The 14,212-nt window shown below is 64.0% G+C and carries 16 protein-coding genes; 3 read left to right on the forward strand and 13 right to left on the reverse strand.

Features of this window, described 5'->3' with window-relative positions; genetic code table 11:
• Window positions 1-94: 94 nt before the first annotated feature.
• Both RBA95_RS03000 and RBA95_RS03005 read right to left on the reverse strand, forming a co-directional pair.
• Window positions 95-1,564 carry an ABC transporter permease gene (locus RBA95_RS03000; protein WP_306015321.1) on the reverse strand — a complete coding sequence of 490 codons (1,470 nt, stop codon included), beginning with the start codon at window positions 1,562-1,564 and terminating at the stop codon, window positions 95-97.
• Between the two features lie 2 nt (window positions 1,565-1,566).
• A complete protein-coding gene (locus RBA95_RS03005) occupies window positions 1,567-2,514 on the reverse strand; it encodes an ABC transporter ATP-binding protein (RefSeq protein ID WP_306015322.1) in 948 nt (315 codons plus the stop codon).
• Window positions 2,515-2,633: 119 nt separating this feature from the next.
• Between RBA95_RS03005 and RBA95_RS03010 the strand changes: the two genes are divergently transcribed.
• A complete protein-coding gene (locus RBA95_RS03010; RefSeq protein ID WP_306015323.1) occupies window positions 2,634-3,035 on the forward strand; it encodes a DUF1499 domain-containing protein in 402 nt (133 codons plus the stop codon).
• Here the strand turns inward: RBA95_RS03010 and RBA95_RS03015 are convergent.
• From RBA95_RS03015 to RBA95_RS03035, 5 genes are all read right to left on the reverse strand, one after another.
• Window positions 3,032-3,538, reverse strand: coding sequence for a DinB family protein (locus tag RBA95_RS03015; protein ID WP_306015324.1), 507 nt, complete (start codon window positions 3,536-3,538; stop codon window positions 3,032-3,034). The genes RBA95_RS03010 and RBA95_RS03015 overlap by 4 nt on opposite strands.
• Window positions 3,539-3,689: 151 nt before the next feature.
• On the reverse strand, window positions 3,690-4,238 hold the full coding sequence (locus tag RBA95_RS03020) for a DUF4269 domain-containing protein (protein WP_306015325.1): 549 nt from the start codon (window positions 4,236-4,238) through the stop codon (window positions 3,690-3,692).
• A gap of 45 nt (window positions 4,239-4,283) precedes the next feature.
• Entirely contained in the window at window positions 4,284-4,904 is a 621-nt protein-coding gene (locus RBA95_RS03025) for a class I SAM-dependent methyltransferase (protein WP_306015326.1), read from the reverse strand.
• Window positions 4,905-4,913: 9 nt separating this feature from the next.
• On the reverse strand, window positions 4,914-5,894 hold the full coding sequence (locus tag RBA95_RS03030) for an alpha/beta fold hydrolase (RefSeq protein ID WP_306015327.1): 981 nt from the start codon (window positions 5,892-5,894) through the stop codon (window positions 4,914-4,916).
• A gap of 129 nt (window positions 5,895-6,023) precedes the next feature.
• Window positions 6,024-6,524 carry a MarR family winged helix-turn-helix transcriptional regulator gene (locus tag RBA95_RS03035; RefSeq protein ID WP_306015328.1) on the reverse strand — a complete coding sequence of 167 codons (501 nt, stop codon included), beginning with the start codon at window positions 6,522-6,524 and terminating at the stop codon, window positions 6,024-6,026.
• Window positions 6,525-6,604: 80 nt separating this feature from the next.
• Here RBA95_RS03035 and RBA95_RS03040 point away from each other — a divergent pair, with 80 nt between their 5' ends.
• Entirely contained in the window at window positions 6,605-7,480 is an 876-nt protein-coding gene (locus RBA95_RS03040; RefSeq protein WP_306015329.1) for an EamA family transporter, read from the forward strand.
• Window positions 7,481-7,522: 42 nt separating this feature from the next.
• Here the strand turns inward: RBA95_RS03040 and RBA95_RS03045 are convergent, their stop codons facing one another.
• From RBA95_RS03045 to RBA95_RS03065, 5 genes are all read right to left on the reverse strand, one after another.
• Window positions 7,523-8,929 (reverse strand): NAD(P)(+) transhydrogenase (Re/Si-specific) subunit beta, encoded by a 1,407-nt coding sequence (locus RBA95_RS03045; RefSeq protein ID WP_306015330.1) that lies wholly within the window; start codon window positions 8,927-8,929, stop codon window positions 7,523-7,525.
• A 3-nt stretch (window positions 8,930-8,932) separates the two neighbouring features.
• Window positions 8,933-9,265, reverse strand: a complete 333-nt coding sequence (locus tag RBA95_RS03050) for a proton-translocating transhydrogenase family protein (RefSeq protein WP_293011783.1) — start codon at window positions 9,263-9,265, stop codon at window positions 8,933-8,935.
• A gap of 60 nt (window positions 9,266-9,325) precedes the next feature.
• Window positions 9,326-10,456 (reverse strand): Re/Si-specific NAD(P)(+) transhydrogenase subunit alpha, encoded by a 1,131-nt coding sequence (locus tag RBA95_RS03055; protein ID WP_306015331.1) that lies wholly within the window; start codon window positions 10,454-10,456, stop codon window positions 9,326-9,328.
• A gap of 142 nt (window positions 10,457-10,598) precedes the next feature.
• Window positions 10,599-10,889 carry an aa3-type cytochrome c oxidase subunit IV gene (locus RBA95_RS03060; protein WP_306015332.1) on the reverse strand — a complete coding sequence of 97 codons (291 nt, stop codon included), beginning with the start codon at window positions 10,887-10,889 and terminating at the stop codon, window positions 10,599-10,601.
• Between the two features lie 81 nt (window positions 10,890-10,970).
• On the reverse strand, window positions 10,971-11,906 hold the full coding sequence (locus RBA95_RS03065; RefSeq protein WP_306015333.1) for an alpha/beta fold hydrolase: 936 nt from the start codon (window positions 11,904-11,906) through the stop codon (window positions 10,971-10,973).
• A gap of 281 nt (window positions 11,907-12,187) precedes the next feature.
• Here RBA95_RS03065 and RBA95_RS03070 point away from each other — a divergent pair, with 281 nt between their 5' ends.
• The gene (locus RBA95_RS03070; protein WP_306015334.1) at window positions 12,188-13,684 is read left to right on the forward strand and encodes a sigma-54 dependent transcriptional regulator; all 1,497 of its coding nucleotides are present in this window, start codon (window positions 12,188-12,190) and stop codon (window positions 13,682-13,684) included.
• A gap of 58 nt (window positions 13,685-13,742) precedes the next feature.
• Here the strand turns inward: RBA95_RS03070 and RBA95_RS03075 are convergent, their stop codons facing one another.
• Window positions 13,743-14,210, reverse strand: a complete 468-nt coding sequence (locus RBA95_RS03075) for an ASCH domain-containing protein (protein WP_306015335.1) — start codon at window positions 14,208-14,210, stop codon at window positions 13,743-13,745.
• Window positions 14,211-14,212: the final 2 nt, after the last annotated feature.

Here is a 14,212-nt window from a genome sequence, read left to right on the forward strand (position 1 = left end):
AGCAGACACGAAAAACCCCGTACGCTCAGCGTACGGGGTTTTGCTGTATCCGCGTTCCTCTGAACCGGAAGGCTCAAGGCCTGAGGCGAGCGCCTCAGGCCTTTTTCTTGCCGCCCATCTTCAAAAGCTTGCGCACGGAGTCCGCATTGGCCTGGCGCAGGGCGCCCTGACGGAACACGGCGGCTGCGCCCCACAATACGATCAGGGTGGTCACCACCATCAGCGCACAGGCGCCCAGCAGCTCCCAGAGCGGCGGATCGGTGGGCAGGCGCGCCATCATCACGAACGGGGTCCATAACGGCACCCAGGAGCCGATCTGGATGACCATGGAGTCGAGCGCATCGATCGAGAACACGATGATCAGCATGGGCAGCATCAGGATCCAGATCACCGGCCCCATCAGCGTCTGGGCGTCCTGCAGGGTGTCGCACAGCGAACCCATGGCGAGGAAGATCGCGCCATACATCAGATAGCCGCAGGTGAAGAAGAACAGACCCGCCAGCAACAGCCCCGGATCGAAGACGGAGGTCAGAAGGTCCAGTAGGTCCGGGTCGATGGAAGCGATGGCGGAGCCGCCAATGGTGCTGAGCGCCACGCCGACGCCGCCCCAGATCGCAAACAGGGTCACCGAGACGCCGGCGACGCCGATCAGCTTGCCCAGAAGGATGTCTTCAAGCCGGGCCGTGGAGAGCAGGAGCTCGATGATCTTGCCGCCCTTTTCCTCGATCATGGAGGTGAGGAGCATGTTGGCGACCGAGAACACCGCCATCCACAGGATGAAGGCGAGGCCCAGCGCCACGAAGAAGGGGGCGCGATCGGCGAAGGTCACTTCCTCCTCCACGCCGGCCTCGGCTTCCGCATCCAGGCTGGTGACCACGGGCCGGATGTCGAGAATGGCGTCGATCTCGCTCGGCTCCAGCCCTTCGCTGACAAGAGCCTCTTCGCGCATGTGCGCGCGGATGATGTCACGCACATCCCGACGCAAGTCGGCATTGGTGAGGTTGGTTGAGAGGTAGACGATCTCCAGACCGTTCTCGGCGTGCTCGCGGATGAAGAAGGCGGCGAAAAGCGGTTTCTCGCCTTCAGGCGTGTTGATGGTCTGGTCGCCCGACAGATAAGGCCGCAGGGCGTCTGCGGACTGCGCCGGCGGCTCGACCTGGACAGCCTTGGTGCGGCCCGCTTCCAAAGCGCTGGCGGCGTCCGACAGGCCTACGGACTGCAAGGCCGCCTCGGCCTGGCTGACCCCGTCCGGGTCTTCATCAAAAATGGCGAGAGCGCGCTCGGCGGCGTCATCCCCGCCCACGCCCTCGGCCATCATCTCGATGGCCCGTCGGACCTGGGCGCGGCGATCTTCCAGGCGCGCCTGTTCGACCAGGCGATCAAGCCTCTGCCCGGTCTCGTCGATGACGGTGAAATAGCGCACCGGCTGGGAGGATTCGATCAGGGCCGGTGTGACCCCGCCAATGGTGGCGAAGATCGGTACGGCCAGAAGCGAAAGCCAGAAGCCCCAGGTGGCGACATAGGAGAGATATTCGCGGCGAGCGATCAGATAGGCGGCGCGCATGATCAGGCCTCTTGGCTGATTGTTTCGACCGCATCCTCGCCCACAAGGGCGACAAAGGCGTCGTGAAGATGGGGGCGGCGGGGTTCGAACCGGGTCAGGGGCACGCCGGCCTGCACGCAGGCGCGCAGCACGTCCTGAGCATCCACGCCCGGGGTGAGCGTCAGAAGCAGGTTGATGGAGCCGTCTTCGTCCGGGGCCAGGGTTTCAATCTCACCCATGGGCGAGATCACCTCGGCGAGGTTGGAGCCTGCCGAGGCGCCCAGCGTGACTTGCCGCGGAACCCGGGCGAGAGCTTCGTCCACGCGCCCGTCAAACACCTTCTGGCCGCGCGCCATCAGCACGATGCGATCGCACAGGCGCTCGGCATGCTCCATCACATGGGTGGAGAACAGGACGGTGCGCCCGGCCTGGGCCTGTTCGCGGATCACCTGCTCGAGCATGGCCTGGTTGACCGGGTCGAGGCCGGAGAAGGGCTCGTCGAGAATGATGAAATCGGGCTCGTGGATGATGGCGGAGATGATCTGGATCTTCTGGGCCATCCCCTTGGAGAGTTCCTTGATCTTCTTGCTCGCCGCATCCTTGAGGCCGAACCGTTCGAGATAGACCAGCGCCCGCTTGCGCGCTTCGCCGGCGGACAGGCCCTTCAGACGCGCAAAGAACACGATGACGGCCTCGGCAGTCATCTTGCGATAGACGCCGCGTTCTTCGGGCAGGAAGCCGACCCGATCCATGCTTCTGGTGTTCGGCTCCTTGCCAAACAGTTTCACGCTGCCGGCGTCGGGAACGATCACGCCCAGTGACATGCGCAGGGTGGTGGTCTTGCCCGCGCCGTTAGGGCCGAGAAAGCCCGTCAGCTCGCCCTTGCGGGCCTTGAAGGAGACGTCGCTGACGGCCGGTTTGCCGCCGAACGTCTTGCTCAGGCCTTCGACCTCAAGCGCGTATTCAGTCATCGGAATGGATGCTCCCCGAACTCTTTTGTTCATCTTTAGGGTGATGCGAGCGCGTAATCCAGTTACGAATGGGAGAAGGTGAATCGCGCGCGATGGGATCGCGCAGGATGGAGGCGAGCTTGGCTGACAGACCCTTTCCGCTGGATTTTGCAACCCTGAACCCGGACACGCGCCCGCGTCGCTGGCTGGTGCTGCCTGAGGGGTTCGAGGCTGTCGCTGATCCCGACCAGGCCAGTCCGGTCTTCGCCCTGGCGCCGGAGGCCTTGCTGGACGCCTTCAAGACAATGGCGCTTGAACAGCCGCGGGTGGCGCTGGTGCAGGAGGGGGACGGACAGGTCGAGCTTGTCGAGCGCTCGAAACTGTTTCGCTTTCCCGATTACATCACCGCTCAGGCGTTTGCGGTGGAAGGCGGGTCCGCGCTGGCGATCTATTCACGCGCCGTGATCGGGTATTCCGATATCGGGGTGAACCGCAAACGCATCATGGCCTGGCTCGACGCGCTGAAGACGCGCCTGTCCTAGGCCGTCGGCAGGGCGAAATACAGCAGGTCGAGCGAGGGCGGCTCGGCCACGCCCAGCTGACGCAGGATGTGGGTCGCCTGGCCGCGATGATGGGTCTGGTGATTGAACAGATGGGTCAGCACCACGCCCAGCGGCAGGGCTTTTTCCTCGCCGCGCGTATTCACGTATTCAAGGATCGTCTCAAGCTGGTCGGGCTGTACCGTCGCAGCATAGTCCATCAGCCGCTTGTCCTCGACCTCGCGTGCTTCACGCAGTTCGGAAAACTGCTCGAACAGGACGGTCCCCAGCTTGTCCGGGGCGTCGCCTTCCCCGGTCAGGCGCTTGAGCCAGATCCGGTCCGCCGTGAGCAGATGATTGAGCGTGCCGTGCAGGCTGGTGAAATAGGCTTTCACATCCCGCTTGCGCTCGAAATCGGTCAAGGCCGTCGCGGCGTCATACAGGCGTGCATTCGCCCAGGTGTTGTAAGCCGCCATGCGGGAAGGGTGGCTGTACAGCATCGCCATGTGTCATCACTCTTTCAGACGCCAGACCAATAGGGCGCATAATCTCTTTATATAGTCAGCCCGGCGCAGAACCAGCCCGACTGAGACGCCGTCAGGCGTATCTCTCTGTTATTGACCGAAGATACAGCTGTAAAGGCGGCTTTCGGCGCGATCAGGCGACGCCATAGCCTGCCTGATGCAGAACCGCTGTCAGCGCAGCGTCGGACGGAGACGCCAGCTTGAGCAGTTCTGCGAAGGGATCGTCGCCCAATCCCAGCGCTTTTGCGAAAGCCGGTTCGGTCTTGAGCCCCTGGGCCTTCAAACGGCGAATATCCTCCCGGAAACGCGGCTCGGCGAGTTGGATCAGGCGATGTTCGGCCAGCCAGTGCACATAGCTTTCATGCGTCTCCACAGGGCGGGCGCGTCCGTAAACCTCCACGGGCAAGGCGTCGATCCGGAACCGGGCGATCATGGAGCGTTCCCCGCAATGACGCGTCTCTGAAAGGCTGAAATCGGGACGGGTCTGGAACGCTGTGAGCGCTTGGGCGAATGCTTCAAATCCCAATCCGCCACAGGCGATGTCCGCGTCTGCGGCCGGGCCATGAACATCCAGCGGGATTGATCCCACGAAACGCGGGTCAAACGGCGTCAGGGCGGTGAAGACGCCGGCCGCATCCAGAAGGGCGCGCGCCTGGTCCGGGGTGAGGGCGTGGTCTGACATGGCGCTATCGTGTCCTCAGAACGCGCTGCCGGACAAGGCCGGGGGTCAGGCGATCCGCGCCGACCCGGCATAGTTGAAGCTGGCGAATTTCGGACTTTTGGGCAGATAGTCCGCGGTCATGTCATCAATCGCAAAACCAGCCGCCTTGATCAGGGCGTCCGGTTGACGCGTCAGGTGACAGCCCCCGCCAATGGGTTTCCACACCGGTTCTATGATCTTCTGCCATCGCTGCACGCCTGCATCCGGAGCCAGTCCATGCTCTGAAAACAACAGTCTGCCGCCCGGCTTCAGAACACGTCGCATCTGGGCCAGGGCGGCGTTCACATCGGGAATGGTGCAGGCGGTGTAGGTGAGCACCACCGTATCCACGCTGTCCGCCTCAAGCGGGATTTCCTCGCCGGGCAGGTCGATCAGCTCAACGTCCACCGGACAGTCGGCGATGGCGGCCGCCGCCTTGCGCCGCATGCCTTCGGAGGGCTCGAGCGCAAATACGCGGCTGACTTTGTCAGGATCGTAGAAGCCCAGATTGGGACCGGCGCCAAAGCCCACTTCCAGGACCCGCCCTTCCGCTCTGGGAACGAGCAGGGAGCGTTGCTTCATGATCTGGGGCGCACCGCAGGCGCAACCGATCAGATGGGGCAGGATGTGGGTTTCGTAAAAGGACATGACGGAACGCTAGCGCTGTTTCAGGTCCACGGGAACGCGGCGCTTTGACAATTCCGGTTTCGCGTCTTCCCGCGGCAGGACCGGATCTATCACGCTGACATTCCGGGTGGGGCGCTCCCGGGCATTCAGGCTGGCGCAGGCTTCAGCGAAAAAGCGGATATGCTGGTTGAAGACGGCTTGTGTGTAGATGCCGAAATGGTTCGCGCCCTTCACGAGCGCGGCGAATTTTGTCGACAGGGCGGCGTCATATAATCGGCGTCCCCGGCCCTGGGGGATCAGCCGGTCCTTGTCGCCGTGAATCCATAACAGGGGCGCTTTGACCTGACCGATCTGGCGGATGGAGTCATAGCGCTCGCGGAACAGCGCCCGAGGCAGGAGCCAGGCTGTGCGCGAGCGGACAATGTCGCGAAAACTGTCATAGGGCGCATGCAGGATCAGTCCGCCCACCGGGCGCGCGGCGGCCAGTTGCACGGCAGTGCCCGACCCCAGGCTCTCGCCATAGACCACGATGCGGCCTGGCCGGACCCCGTCGGCGACCAGTGCGTCAAACACATTGATAGCGTCCGCCACATTGGCGGTTTCGCTGGGCCGTCCCGTAGAGCCGTTAAACCCGCGATGAGCCAGCGCGCTCAACCCCCAGTCCGAAGCGATGAACAGGCGGAAAAAGCGCGCTCGCCGCCAGAGCGCGCGTCGATTGCCATGCAGGTACAGAATATGGGGCAGATCCGGATCCAGCGCCTCCGCGCGCCAGATCACCAGTGTCTGCCCGTCCGGCGTCGCAAGCTCGGTTTCCTGCGTGCGCTCAACGCCGCAGTCGGACGGGTGGATGCGGGTCGGGTCGGTGAAATACAGGATCCGGCGCTGGGTGAAGAACAGCACCAGCCAGAGCGCATAGATCGCCAACAGGATCAGCGCGCCATAGCGCACCGCGTCCGGCGCGCTTTGCCAGGCGCGCCAGGCGGCTTCGCACCCGCGCGCGAAGCGATCCATCCCCGTTTCCATCCCCATCACGCCTTGTCCCCCTTGGCGTTTGAGACAGGAAGGCGGACAGGGGCTGTGAAGTCCAGCCCGAAGCCCGATGCCGGAGCGGAAAAGCAGTCAGAGTGCGGCGCGGAAGCCTCACCCGTTGCTGTCGGGGTTTTCAAAGCGGGCCAGCCAGGCGCGCAAGGCGTCCTCAAAGGCGGGGCGCAGCGCAGCAGGCAACTGAGAGATCAGCCGATGCTGATTGGCGACATGCTCCTCTATCACTCTGTCGATCAGGGCGAAGCCTTCATCGGTTAGCGCGACCACCGTGCTGCGCCGGTCTTCGGGATTGGGCCGGCGTTCGATCAGGCTCTGTCTTTCCAGCCGGTCGATCCGGTTGGTCATGGTGCCTGATGTGACCATCGTCCAGTTGATGAGGTCTGACGGGCTGAGCGCGTAGGGCGGACCCGAGCGGCGCAGGGTCGCCAGAACATCGAAGGCGGCGAAGCTGAGCCCGTGCTTGCGATAGACCGCATCAATCTCGGCCTGCACATGGTCGCTCAAACGCTTGAGCCGCCCGAACAGCCCCATCGGACCCACATCCAGGTCCGGGCGCTCTGAGGCCCATTGGGCGAGAATTCGATCCACATGATCCATAGGTTAAAAGCTAGCGTCAGTTATCTTGACGTCAAGAGATTGTCTCACTATCTCGACGTCAAGATAAATAGGAGGCGGCCATGTCCCGCACGCTTGATATCGCCCTGACCGCCAGCGCGCCGGTCATCTGGGGTACGACCTATCTGGTCACCACCAATCTGTTGCCCGACGGGTATCCGCTGACAGCAGCCGTGTTGCGCGCCCTGCCGGCCGGTCTGGTCCTGATGCTGGTCACACGCACCTTGCCGCCTGTGGCGTGGCTGGCGCGTCTTCTGGTGCTGGGCGGGTTGAATTTCTCGGTATTCTGGTCGGCCCTGTTCATCGCGGCCTATCGCCTGCCGGGCGGCGTTGCGGCGACGCTGGGCGCGGTTCAGCCCCTGATCGTGCTGTTCCTGTCGAGCCTGCTCCTGGGCACGGCGCTCACCCCGCGCAAGCTCACGGCCGCCTTTGCCGGGATTGGCGGGGTCGCGCTTCTGGTGCTGGGGCCCCAAGCTCAGCTTGATGGCGTGGGGATCATCGCCGCGCTCACCGGCGCTGGCGCCATGGGGCTGGGCAGCGTGCTGACGCGGCGCTGGCAGCCGCCGGTTTCACCGCTCGTTTTCACGGGCTGGCAGCTGACGGCCGGCGGTCTGCTGCTCCTGCCGGTCGCCCTCTATCTGGAACCGGCCCTGCCGCCGCTCAGCCTGGCGAACACGGCGGGCTTTGTCTGGCTGGGCCTGTTCGGGGCCGCCTACACCTATTTCGTCTGGTTTCGCGGCATAGCCCGACTGGGGCCGGCCTCGGTGACGGCCTTCGGCTTTTTGAGCCCGCTGACCGCCGTGCTCTTGGGCTGGCTCGTGCTGGGCCAGGCGCTCAGCCCGCTGCAGATGCTGGGGGCCGCCATCGTCATGACCTGTGTCTGGCTGGGCGGCGCCTCGGGCAAGCCGGCCCAGGCGCCCGCCCCGGTGAAGGTCTGATGCAAAACGCCCCGCCGCGGAAATCCGGGCGGGGCGTGAGGCCTAGTCGAGCGCCTTGACGATGCTTTCGCTCATCTTCTTGGCGTCGCCGAGCAACATCATGGTGTTGTCCCGGAAGAAGAGCGGGTTCTCGATCCCGGCATAGCCCGAACCCAGCGAGCGTTTGACGAAGAAGACGGTCTTCGACTTCCACACCTGCAGAACCGGCATGCCGTAGATCGGGCTGGCCGGATCTTCCTCCGCCGCCGGGTTGGTGACGTCATTGGCCCCGATCACGAAGACCACGTCGGCGGTCGAGAATTCGGAGTTGATGTCCTCAAGCTCGAACACTTCGTCATAAGGGACTTGGGCTTCGGCCAGCAGCACGTTCATGTGCCCCGGCATCCGGCCCGCCACCGGGTGAATGGCGTAGGAGACGTCCACGCCCTCTTCCTTGAGGATATCGGCCATTTCCTTGAGCGCGTGCTGGGCCTGGGCCACCGCCATGCCGTAACCGGGCACGATGATGACCTTGCCGGCGTTCTTCATGATGAAGGCGGCGTCATCGGCCGAGCCCTGCTTGACGCTGCGATCCACATCCGCAGCGGCGGCCGCCGCCGTGGTGTCTGCGCCAAAGCCGCCGAGGATCACCGAGATGAAGGAGCGGTTCATGCCCTTGCACATGATGTAGGACAGGATCGCACCCGAGCTGCCCACCAGTGCGCCGGTGATCAGCAGCGCCGTGTTCTCCAGCGTGAAGCCGAGCGCCGCGGCGGCCCATCCCGAATAGGAGTTGAGCATGGAGACGACCACCGGCATGTCCGCGCCGCCGATCGGGATGATCAGCAGCACGCCCAGCACCAGCGCCAGCAGCGTGATGATCCAGAAGGCGATCTTGGCATCCCCGCCCGAGGCGGTCAGGAAGGTGATGAAGACGAAGATCGCAACGCCGATGGCGAGGTTCAGCCAGTGCTGGCCCTTGAACACGATCGGCGCGCCGCTCATCAGCCCCTGAAGCTTCATGAAGGCGATGACCGAGCCCGAGAAGGTGATCGCGCCAATGGCGACGCCCAGCGCCAGCTCGACCAGGGACAGGCCCTTGAGCTTGCCGGTGGCGGTGGCGATGCCGAAGGCGTGCGGTTCATAAAGCGCGGCGGCTGCGACCAGCACGGCGCACAGGCCCACAAGCGAGTGAAAGCCCGCGACCAGCTGGGGCATGTCCGTCATGGGAATGCGCCGGGCGATCACCGCCCCGATGCCGCCGCCAATGGCGACGGCGCCCAGGATCAGGAACAGGCCCAGCCCGTCGAGCTCGACATAGAACAGGGTCGTGCCCACGGCGATGGCCATGCCGGCCATGCCCAGATAATTGCCCTGACGCGAGGTTTCCGGGCTCGACAGGCCCCGAAGGGCCATGATGAACAAGATGCCCGAGACCATGTACAGGATTGCGGCGAGATTGGCTGACATGGTTTAGCCCTCCGCCTTCGGCTTGGCCGCCGGCTTTTCTTTTTTCTTGTACATCGCCAGCATGCGCTGGGTGACCATGAAGCCGCCGAAGATGTTGATGCTGGCCAGGATCACCGCCAGCACGCCGACCCCCTTGGAGAACTGACCGGCCTGGTCGAGCGCGGTCGCGCCCGCGGCGATCAGCGCGCCGACAATGATCACCGAGGAAATGGCGTTGGTCACGCTCATCAGCGGCGTGTGAAGGGCAGGGGTCACCGACCAGACGACGTAATAGCCCACGAAACAGGCGAGCACGAAAATCGCCAGGCGAAAGATAATCGGATCAACGGCTTCCATTAGAGGCTCCGTATGCGGGGGCGGTCAGAAAGAGGTGAGTGCAGCGAGCGAGGCGAGCCATTACGCGTCGCCTGTCAGGCTGGGATGGATGATCGCGCCATCCTTGGTCAGGGCCATGCCCTTGATGACCTCGTCATCCCAGTGCGGGGCGAACGCCGCATCCTCGCCCACCAGAAGCGGGAAGAGATTGACGAGGTTCTTGGCCAGCAGCTGGCTTGAATCCGCAGCGAGGCGGGCGGGCAGGTTGGTGAAGCCGGCGATCTTCACGCCATTATGGTCCACGACCTTGTCCGGTTCGGTCAGCTCGCAATTGCCGCCATTGGCCGCCGCGATGTCGATGATCACCGAGCCCGGACGCATGCTTTCAACCATGGTCTTGTCGATCAGGCGCGGCGCCGGGCGACCGGGAATGAGGGCCGTGGTGACCACGATGTCCTGCTTGGCGATATGGCTGGCGACCAGTTCGGCCTGCTTGGCCTTGTACGCATCGCTCATTTCCCTGGCGTAGCCGCCGGCGGTCTCGGCTTCCTTGAACTCGTCATCCTCGACGGCGACGAATTTCGCGCCCAGCGATCCCACCTGTTCCTTGGCGGCGGGGCGCACATCGGTGGCGGAGACCACCGCGCCGAGACGGCGTGCGGTGGCGATGGCCTGAAGGCCCGCCACGCCCGCGCCCATGACGAACGCCTTCGCCGGGGCGATCGTGCCCGCAGCGGTCATCATCATGGGAAAGGCGCGGCCATAAAGCTCGGCCGCCTCGATCACGGCGCGATAGCCAGAGAGGTTGGACTGGCTGGACAGGGCGTCCATGGCCTGGGCGCGGGTGATGCGTGGCGTGTATTCCATCGCCAGCGCATCGACCTTGGCGTCCGCGCAGGCCTGGGCGAAGTCAGTCGCGCCATGCGGTTCGAGAAGACCGATGACCATCGCGCCGTTTTTCAGGCGTTTCAGGGTCTCATCATCGGGTCGACGCACGCAGAACAGGGCGTCTGCGCCTTTGACGGCGGCGGCGCGGGTGGCGAGTTTCGCCCCGGCGGCCTCATAGGCGGCGTCGGGATAGGCGGCGCGCTCGCCGGCGCCTTTCTGGACCGTGATCTCCGCTCCGGCCTTGATCAGCGCCTTGACGCTGTCCGGCGTGGCGGCGACCCGGGATTCTCCATCCCGGGTTTCGGCGAGTACGGCGATATGCATTCAGAAACCCCGTCTTCCGGTCGTTAACGTTGTGCGCAGTCTGCGACAAACGTCTAAGCCCGGAAAGGGGTAATCTGACTTGTACGGACACATTCGGGCTCAACAGGCAGTGAGTGCGCCGTGAGCCCGCTGTTTTAAGGGGTTAGGCCAGCAGCGAGACGAGGCCGCCAATGATGAAGCCGATGATGGCCAGCACCACCAGGGTGGCCCAGTAGCCCGCGCCCTGCTTCAGGAAATAGCCGCCCAGACCGCCGACGATGGCAGAGACGAACATGGCGGTCAGCCAGTGAAAATGGGCGCCGAAAACCAGGATCACGCACAGCAGCGTGACGGTCACGACCAGGGTGGAATACACGGACACGCCGATAAAGCCGTCGAACGTGGCTTTATGCTCAGAGATGTTCATGTCTCCGCGGGTGTATTCTTCAGCCATGATCGTCCTCATCTGAAAAAGAAGTCTTCTGAACGCGGCACATATCACGCTCCTTGCGATCCGCCAAGATGGTGTGCTGGCCTAGACTCGCGGCCGCGCCCACCCCTCGATCAGGGCGTCCAGCGCCGCCGTCACCGCCATGGGATCATCCAGGATCAAATGGTGCTGGGTGTTCGGTATGCTGACAAAGGGCGACTGGCGAAACACCGATTTCATGAAATCCCAGGTTTCCGCGCCCATCAGCACCGAGTTTTCGCCGCGGATAAACGCCAGCGGGCATTTGAGATTGGCCGCGGCCGCTTCGGGATCACGGCGCTGATAGGTCAGCTTCGCCCACAGATCCGGATCAAACAGCCAAGTGTAGCCGTCCTCGACCTGTTTCAGGCTGCCGCGCGCAATGTGATCGATGATCCACAGATTGTCGCACGCCTGCTCGGGCAGGAGACGGAAGCGCTCCAGCGCTGCGGCGAGGTCCTTGTAGGTGCGGCCGCCACGGCGCGGCGGGCTGCCTTCGCGTTGCTTTTCGGGTTTGCGAATCGGGCTGTCCAGAATGATCGCCGCCTGCAGCTGATCGCCCAGCACGGTGCTGGCCTGCAGGGTGACGAAGCCGCCAAAGGAATGGCCGATCATGATCGGCTTGCCCGTGTCGCACGCGCCGCCCGCCTCGGCGGCGACCAGCATGTCCCGGGCATGGTCGTCCATCGTATAGACGTCGCGCCAGCCGCTCTCGCCCATGCCGGACAGATCGGCGGCGACGACCCGGCGTCCCCCGCCTTCACGCGCCAGATACGGACCCAGCGCGTCCCACCAGCCTTTATGCGCGGTGCCGCCATGGACCAGCAGCAGGCCCGGCTGGCCGCGCTCGCCCCAGGCCTTCCATGCGAGCTGTGTCCCGTCCCGATCGGCGATGCCGGTATCGACGGTTTCAGACTGGGCCTTGAGGAACCAGTCCGGAGCGGAAACACGTTCGCCCTTGTAGGGCGCGAGCGGGGGCGGCATGCGGTCGGCTTTGGTCATGGTCGGACCTTGGGACTCTTTTAGTTAGGGGCTTCAGGGGTAGACCGGGCAGGGCTGACCCGTCAAACGCGGGAGTCTCACCAGACCTTTAAGGACAGGCTAACTCTCTATTTACCCTAACACTTTCTGAGTCGCTTCTACACCTCATCTTTACGCCGGGTGTCCCATAAAGGGTCACACAACAGGTGGGAGGGCGGTTCGGACCGGCACGGAGAAAACTCCGGCCGGCCCGCAAAAGGATCGCCCCGAAAAGATAAAGCGACCGAAAAGGCGTGGGTGTGATGGCCAAGACCGTATTGATCGTCGATGACGACCCGACTCAGCGTCGCCTGATGCAGGCGGTTCTGGAAAAACAAGGACATCTGGCGGAGACCGCCGAAGATGGGGAGGCTGGCCTCGAGCGCGTCAAGCGCGGCGGGGTGGACGTGGTCATGCTCGACATGGTCATGCCCGGCATGGATGGCATTGAGACGCTGGAAGCGATCAAGGCCCGCAATCCCGATCTGCCGGTGATCGTGCTGACCGCTCATGGCGGTATTGAAACCGTCGTGAAAGCGATGCGCGCCGGCGCTGTGGACTTCTTCGTGAAGCCCGCCAGCCCCGAACGCATCGCGGTGTCGATCCGCAATGCCCTGAAGGTGAAAGACCTTTCTGGCGAAGTGACGCGCCTGAAGAAGAAAACTACGGGTGCTCTGGGCTTTTCCGACATGATCGCCGGGGCTCCGGCCATGCGTCAGGTGGTTCGCCTTGGCGAGCGGGCGGCCAAATCCAACATTCCGATCCTCATCACCGGGGAAAGCGGCGTGGGCAAGGAGCTGGTCGCGCGCGCCATTGCGGCGGGCTCTGACCGGGCGGGCCGTCCCTTCGTGGCGGTGAACTGCGGCGCGATCCCTGAGAACCTGGTGGAATCCACCCTGTTCGGTCACGAAAAGGGCTCGTTCACGGGCGCTGTGGCCAAGCATCTGGGTAAATTCCAGGAGGCCGATGGCGGCACCCTGTTCCTTGATGAGATTGGCGAACTGCCGCTCGACATGCAGGTGAAACTGCTGCGCGCCTTGCAGGAGGGTGAAGTCGATCCGGTCGGGTCCAAGCGCCCGGTGAAGGTGGATGTGCGCATTGTCTCCGCGACCAACCGCGATCTCGCCGAACAGGTGAAGACCGGCGCGTTCCGCGAAGACCTGTTCTATCGCCTGAATGTGTTCCCGATCGAGGTGCCGTCCTTGCGCGAACGCACCGAAGACATTCCGGCGCTGGTGCGCCACTTCATTGCGCGTTTCAACGCCCAGGAGGGCAAGTCGGTCCTCGACGCCACGGCCGAGACCATGCACATGCTCTCCAGCCATGACTGGAAGGGCAATGTGCGTCAGCTTGAAAACTCGGTCTTCCGGGCGGTGGTGCTGTCAGACAGCGACTATCTGACCGAAGAGGATTTCCCGCAGATTTCCGGGCTCGCCCCGACCTTGCGGGATGCGCCGATCCAGCCGGTCGCCCCGGCGGCGCCGGCCGCGAATGCCGTGTCGGCCCTGCCGCCCGAGCAGTTCGAGGGCGCAGCGCCGAACGGCGCCGAGGAAGAGCATTTTCCGGTGGATATCCTGGACGAGGGCGGTCATCTGCGGTCGCTGGAGAATATCGAGCGCGACCTGATTGCGTTCGCCATCGAGACCTATTCGGGTCGCATGGCCGAGGTGGCCCGGCGTCTGGGCGTGGGTCGCTCCACGCTTTACCGCAAGGTGCGCGAATACGATCTCGACGTGGACAATTTCCGCGAAGCGGGCTGATCCCCGCATACGGTCTTGAACTCAAACCCCGGCGAGCCTCCAGCTCGTCGGGGTTTTCTTATGGCGCCCAGACGAGCTTGAAGCGCTCGCAGACCACATCAAGATGGTCGGAGTAGTCAAAGCCTTCACGCGCGGCTTCCCGGCCCCAGAATTTGCGATGCTCGGTGATCCAGTAGTCGTAAGACCGGTCGCCTTCGCCTTCGTCCCACGCAAATTGCGCATCCACCTCACGCACCGGCATGACATCGACCCGGGTGGTCCGTGTGACGCAAGCTGGCGCACCGCGCCCATCCGTGATCAGCCACAGATCGCCGGGTTTGGGTAGCCCCAGCGGATCGTCTTGGAACCAGAGCGCAAGGCTGGCCGTCGCCTGCTTGGTCCCGCTCAGCACCAGAGCCAAAAGCTCATCCATCATCTCCGGGCTGTCACCGAACGCGTCCACGCCACGCGGCTGGGCCGTCTCGCCAGTGGCGTCCTGAAAGCGGGCCCAGAAGGCGCGATGCGGGTCAGACAAGGGTTGGGGCACGC

This window comes from Oceanicaulis sp. MMSF_3324 (assembly GCF_030733545.1).
Classification (GTDB): domain Bacteria; phylum Pseudomonadota; class Alphaproteobacteria; order Caulobacterales; family Maricaulaceae; genus Oceanicaulis.

Excerpts from the sequence above, each read along its gene's own strand:
- RBA95_RS03030 (WP_306015327.1), bottom strand. The coding sequence starts at position 5,894 with ATGGATCGCTTCGCGCGCGGGTGCGAAGCCGCCTGGCGCGCCTGGCAA.
- RBA95_RS03015 (WP_306015324.1), bottom strand. The coding sequence starts at position 3,538 with ATGGCGATGCTGTACAGCCACCCTTCCCGCATGGCGGCTTACAACACC.
- RBA95_RS03005 (WP_306015322.1), bottom strand. The coding sequence starts at position 2,514 with ATGACTGAATACGCGCTTGAGGTCGAAGGCCTGAGCAAGACGTTCGGC.
- RBA95_RS03000 (WP_306015321.1), bottom strand. The coding sequence starts at position 1,564 with ATGCGCGCCGCCTATCTGATCGCTCGCCGCGAATATCTCTCCTATGTC.
- RBA95_RS03060 (WP_306015332.1), bottom strand. The coding sequence starts at position 10,889 with ATGGCTGAAGAATACACCCGCGGAGACATGAACATCTCTGAGCATAAA.
- RBA95_RS03025 (WP_306015326.1), bottom strand. The coding sequence starts at position 4,904 with ATGTCCTTTTACGAAACCCACATCCTGCCCCATCTGATCGGTTGCGCC.
- RBA95_RS03045 (WP_306015330.1), bottom strand. The coding sequence starts at position 8,929 with ATGTCAGCCAATCTCGCCGCAATCCTGTACATGGTCTCGGGCATCTTG.
- RBA95_RS03070 (WP_306015334.1), top strand. The coding sequence starts at position 12,188 with ATGGCCAAGACCGTATTGATCGTCGATGACGACCCGACTCAGCGTCGC.
- RBA95_RS03055 (WP_306015331.1), bottom strand. The coding sequence starts at position 10,456 with ATGCATATCGCCGTACTCGCCGAAACCCGGGATGGAGAATCCCGGGTC.
- RBA95_RS03040 (WP_306015329.1), top strand. The coding sequence starts at position 6,605 with ATGTCCCGCACGCTTGATATCGCCCTGACCGCCAGCGCGCCGGTCATC.
- RBA95_RS03065 (WP_306015333.1), bottom strand. The coding sequence starts at position 11,906 with ATGACCAAAGCCGACCGCATGCCGCCCCCGCTCGCGCCCTACAAGGGC.
- RBA95_RS03020 (WP_306015325.1), bottom strand. The coding sequence starts at position 4,238 with ATGTCAGACCACGCCCTCACCCCGGACCAGGCGCGCGCCCTTCTGGAT.
- RBA95_RS03050 (WP_293011783.1), bottom strand. The coding sequence starts at position 9,265 with ATGGAAGCCGTTGATCCGATTATCTTTCGCCTGGCGATTTTCGTGCTC.
- RBA95_RS03035 (WP_306015328.1), bottom strand. The coding sequence starts at position 6,524 with ATGGATCATGTGGATCGAATTCTCGCCCAATGGGCCTCAGAGCGCCCG.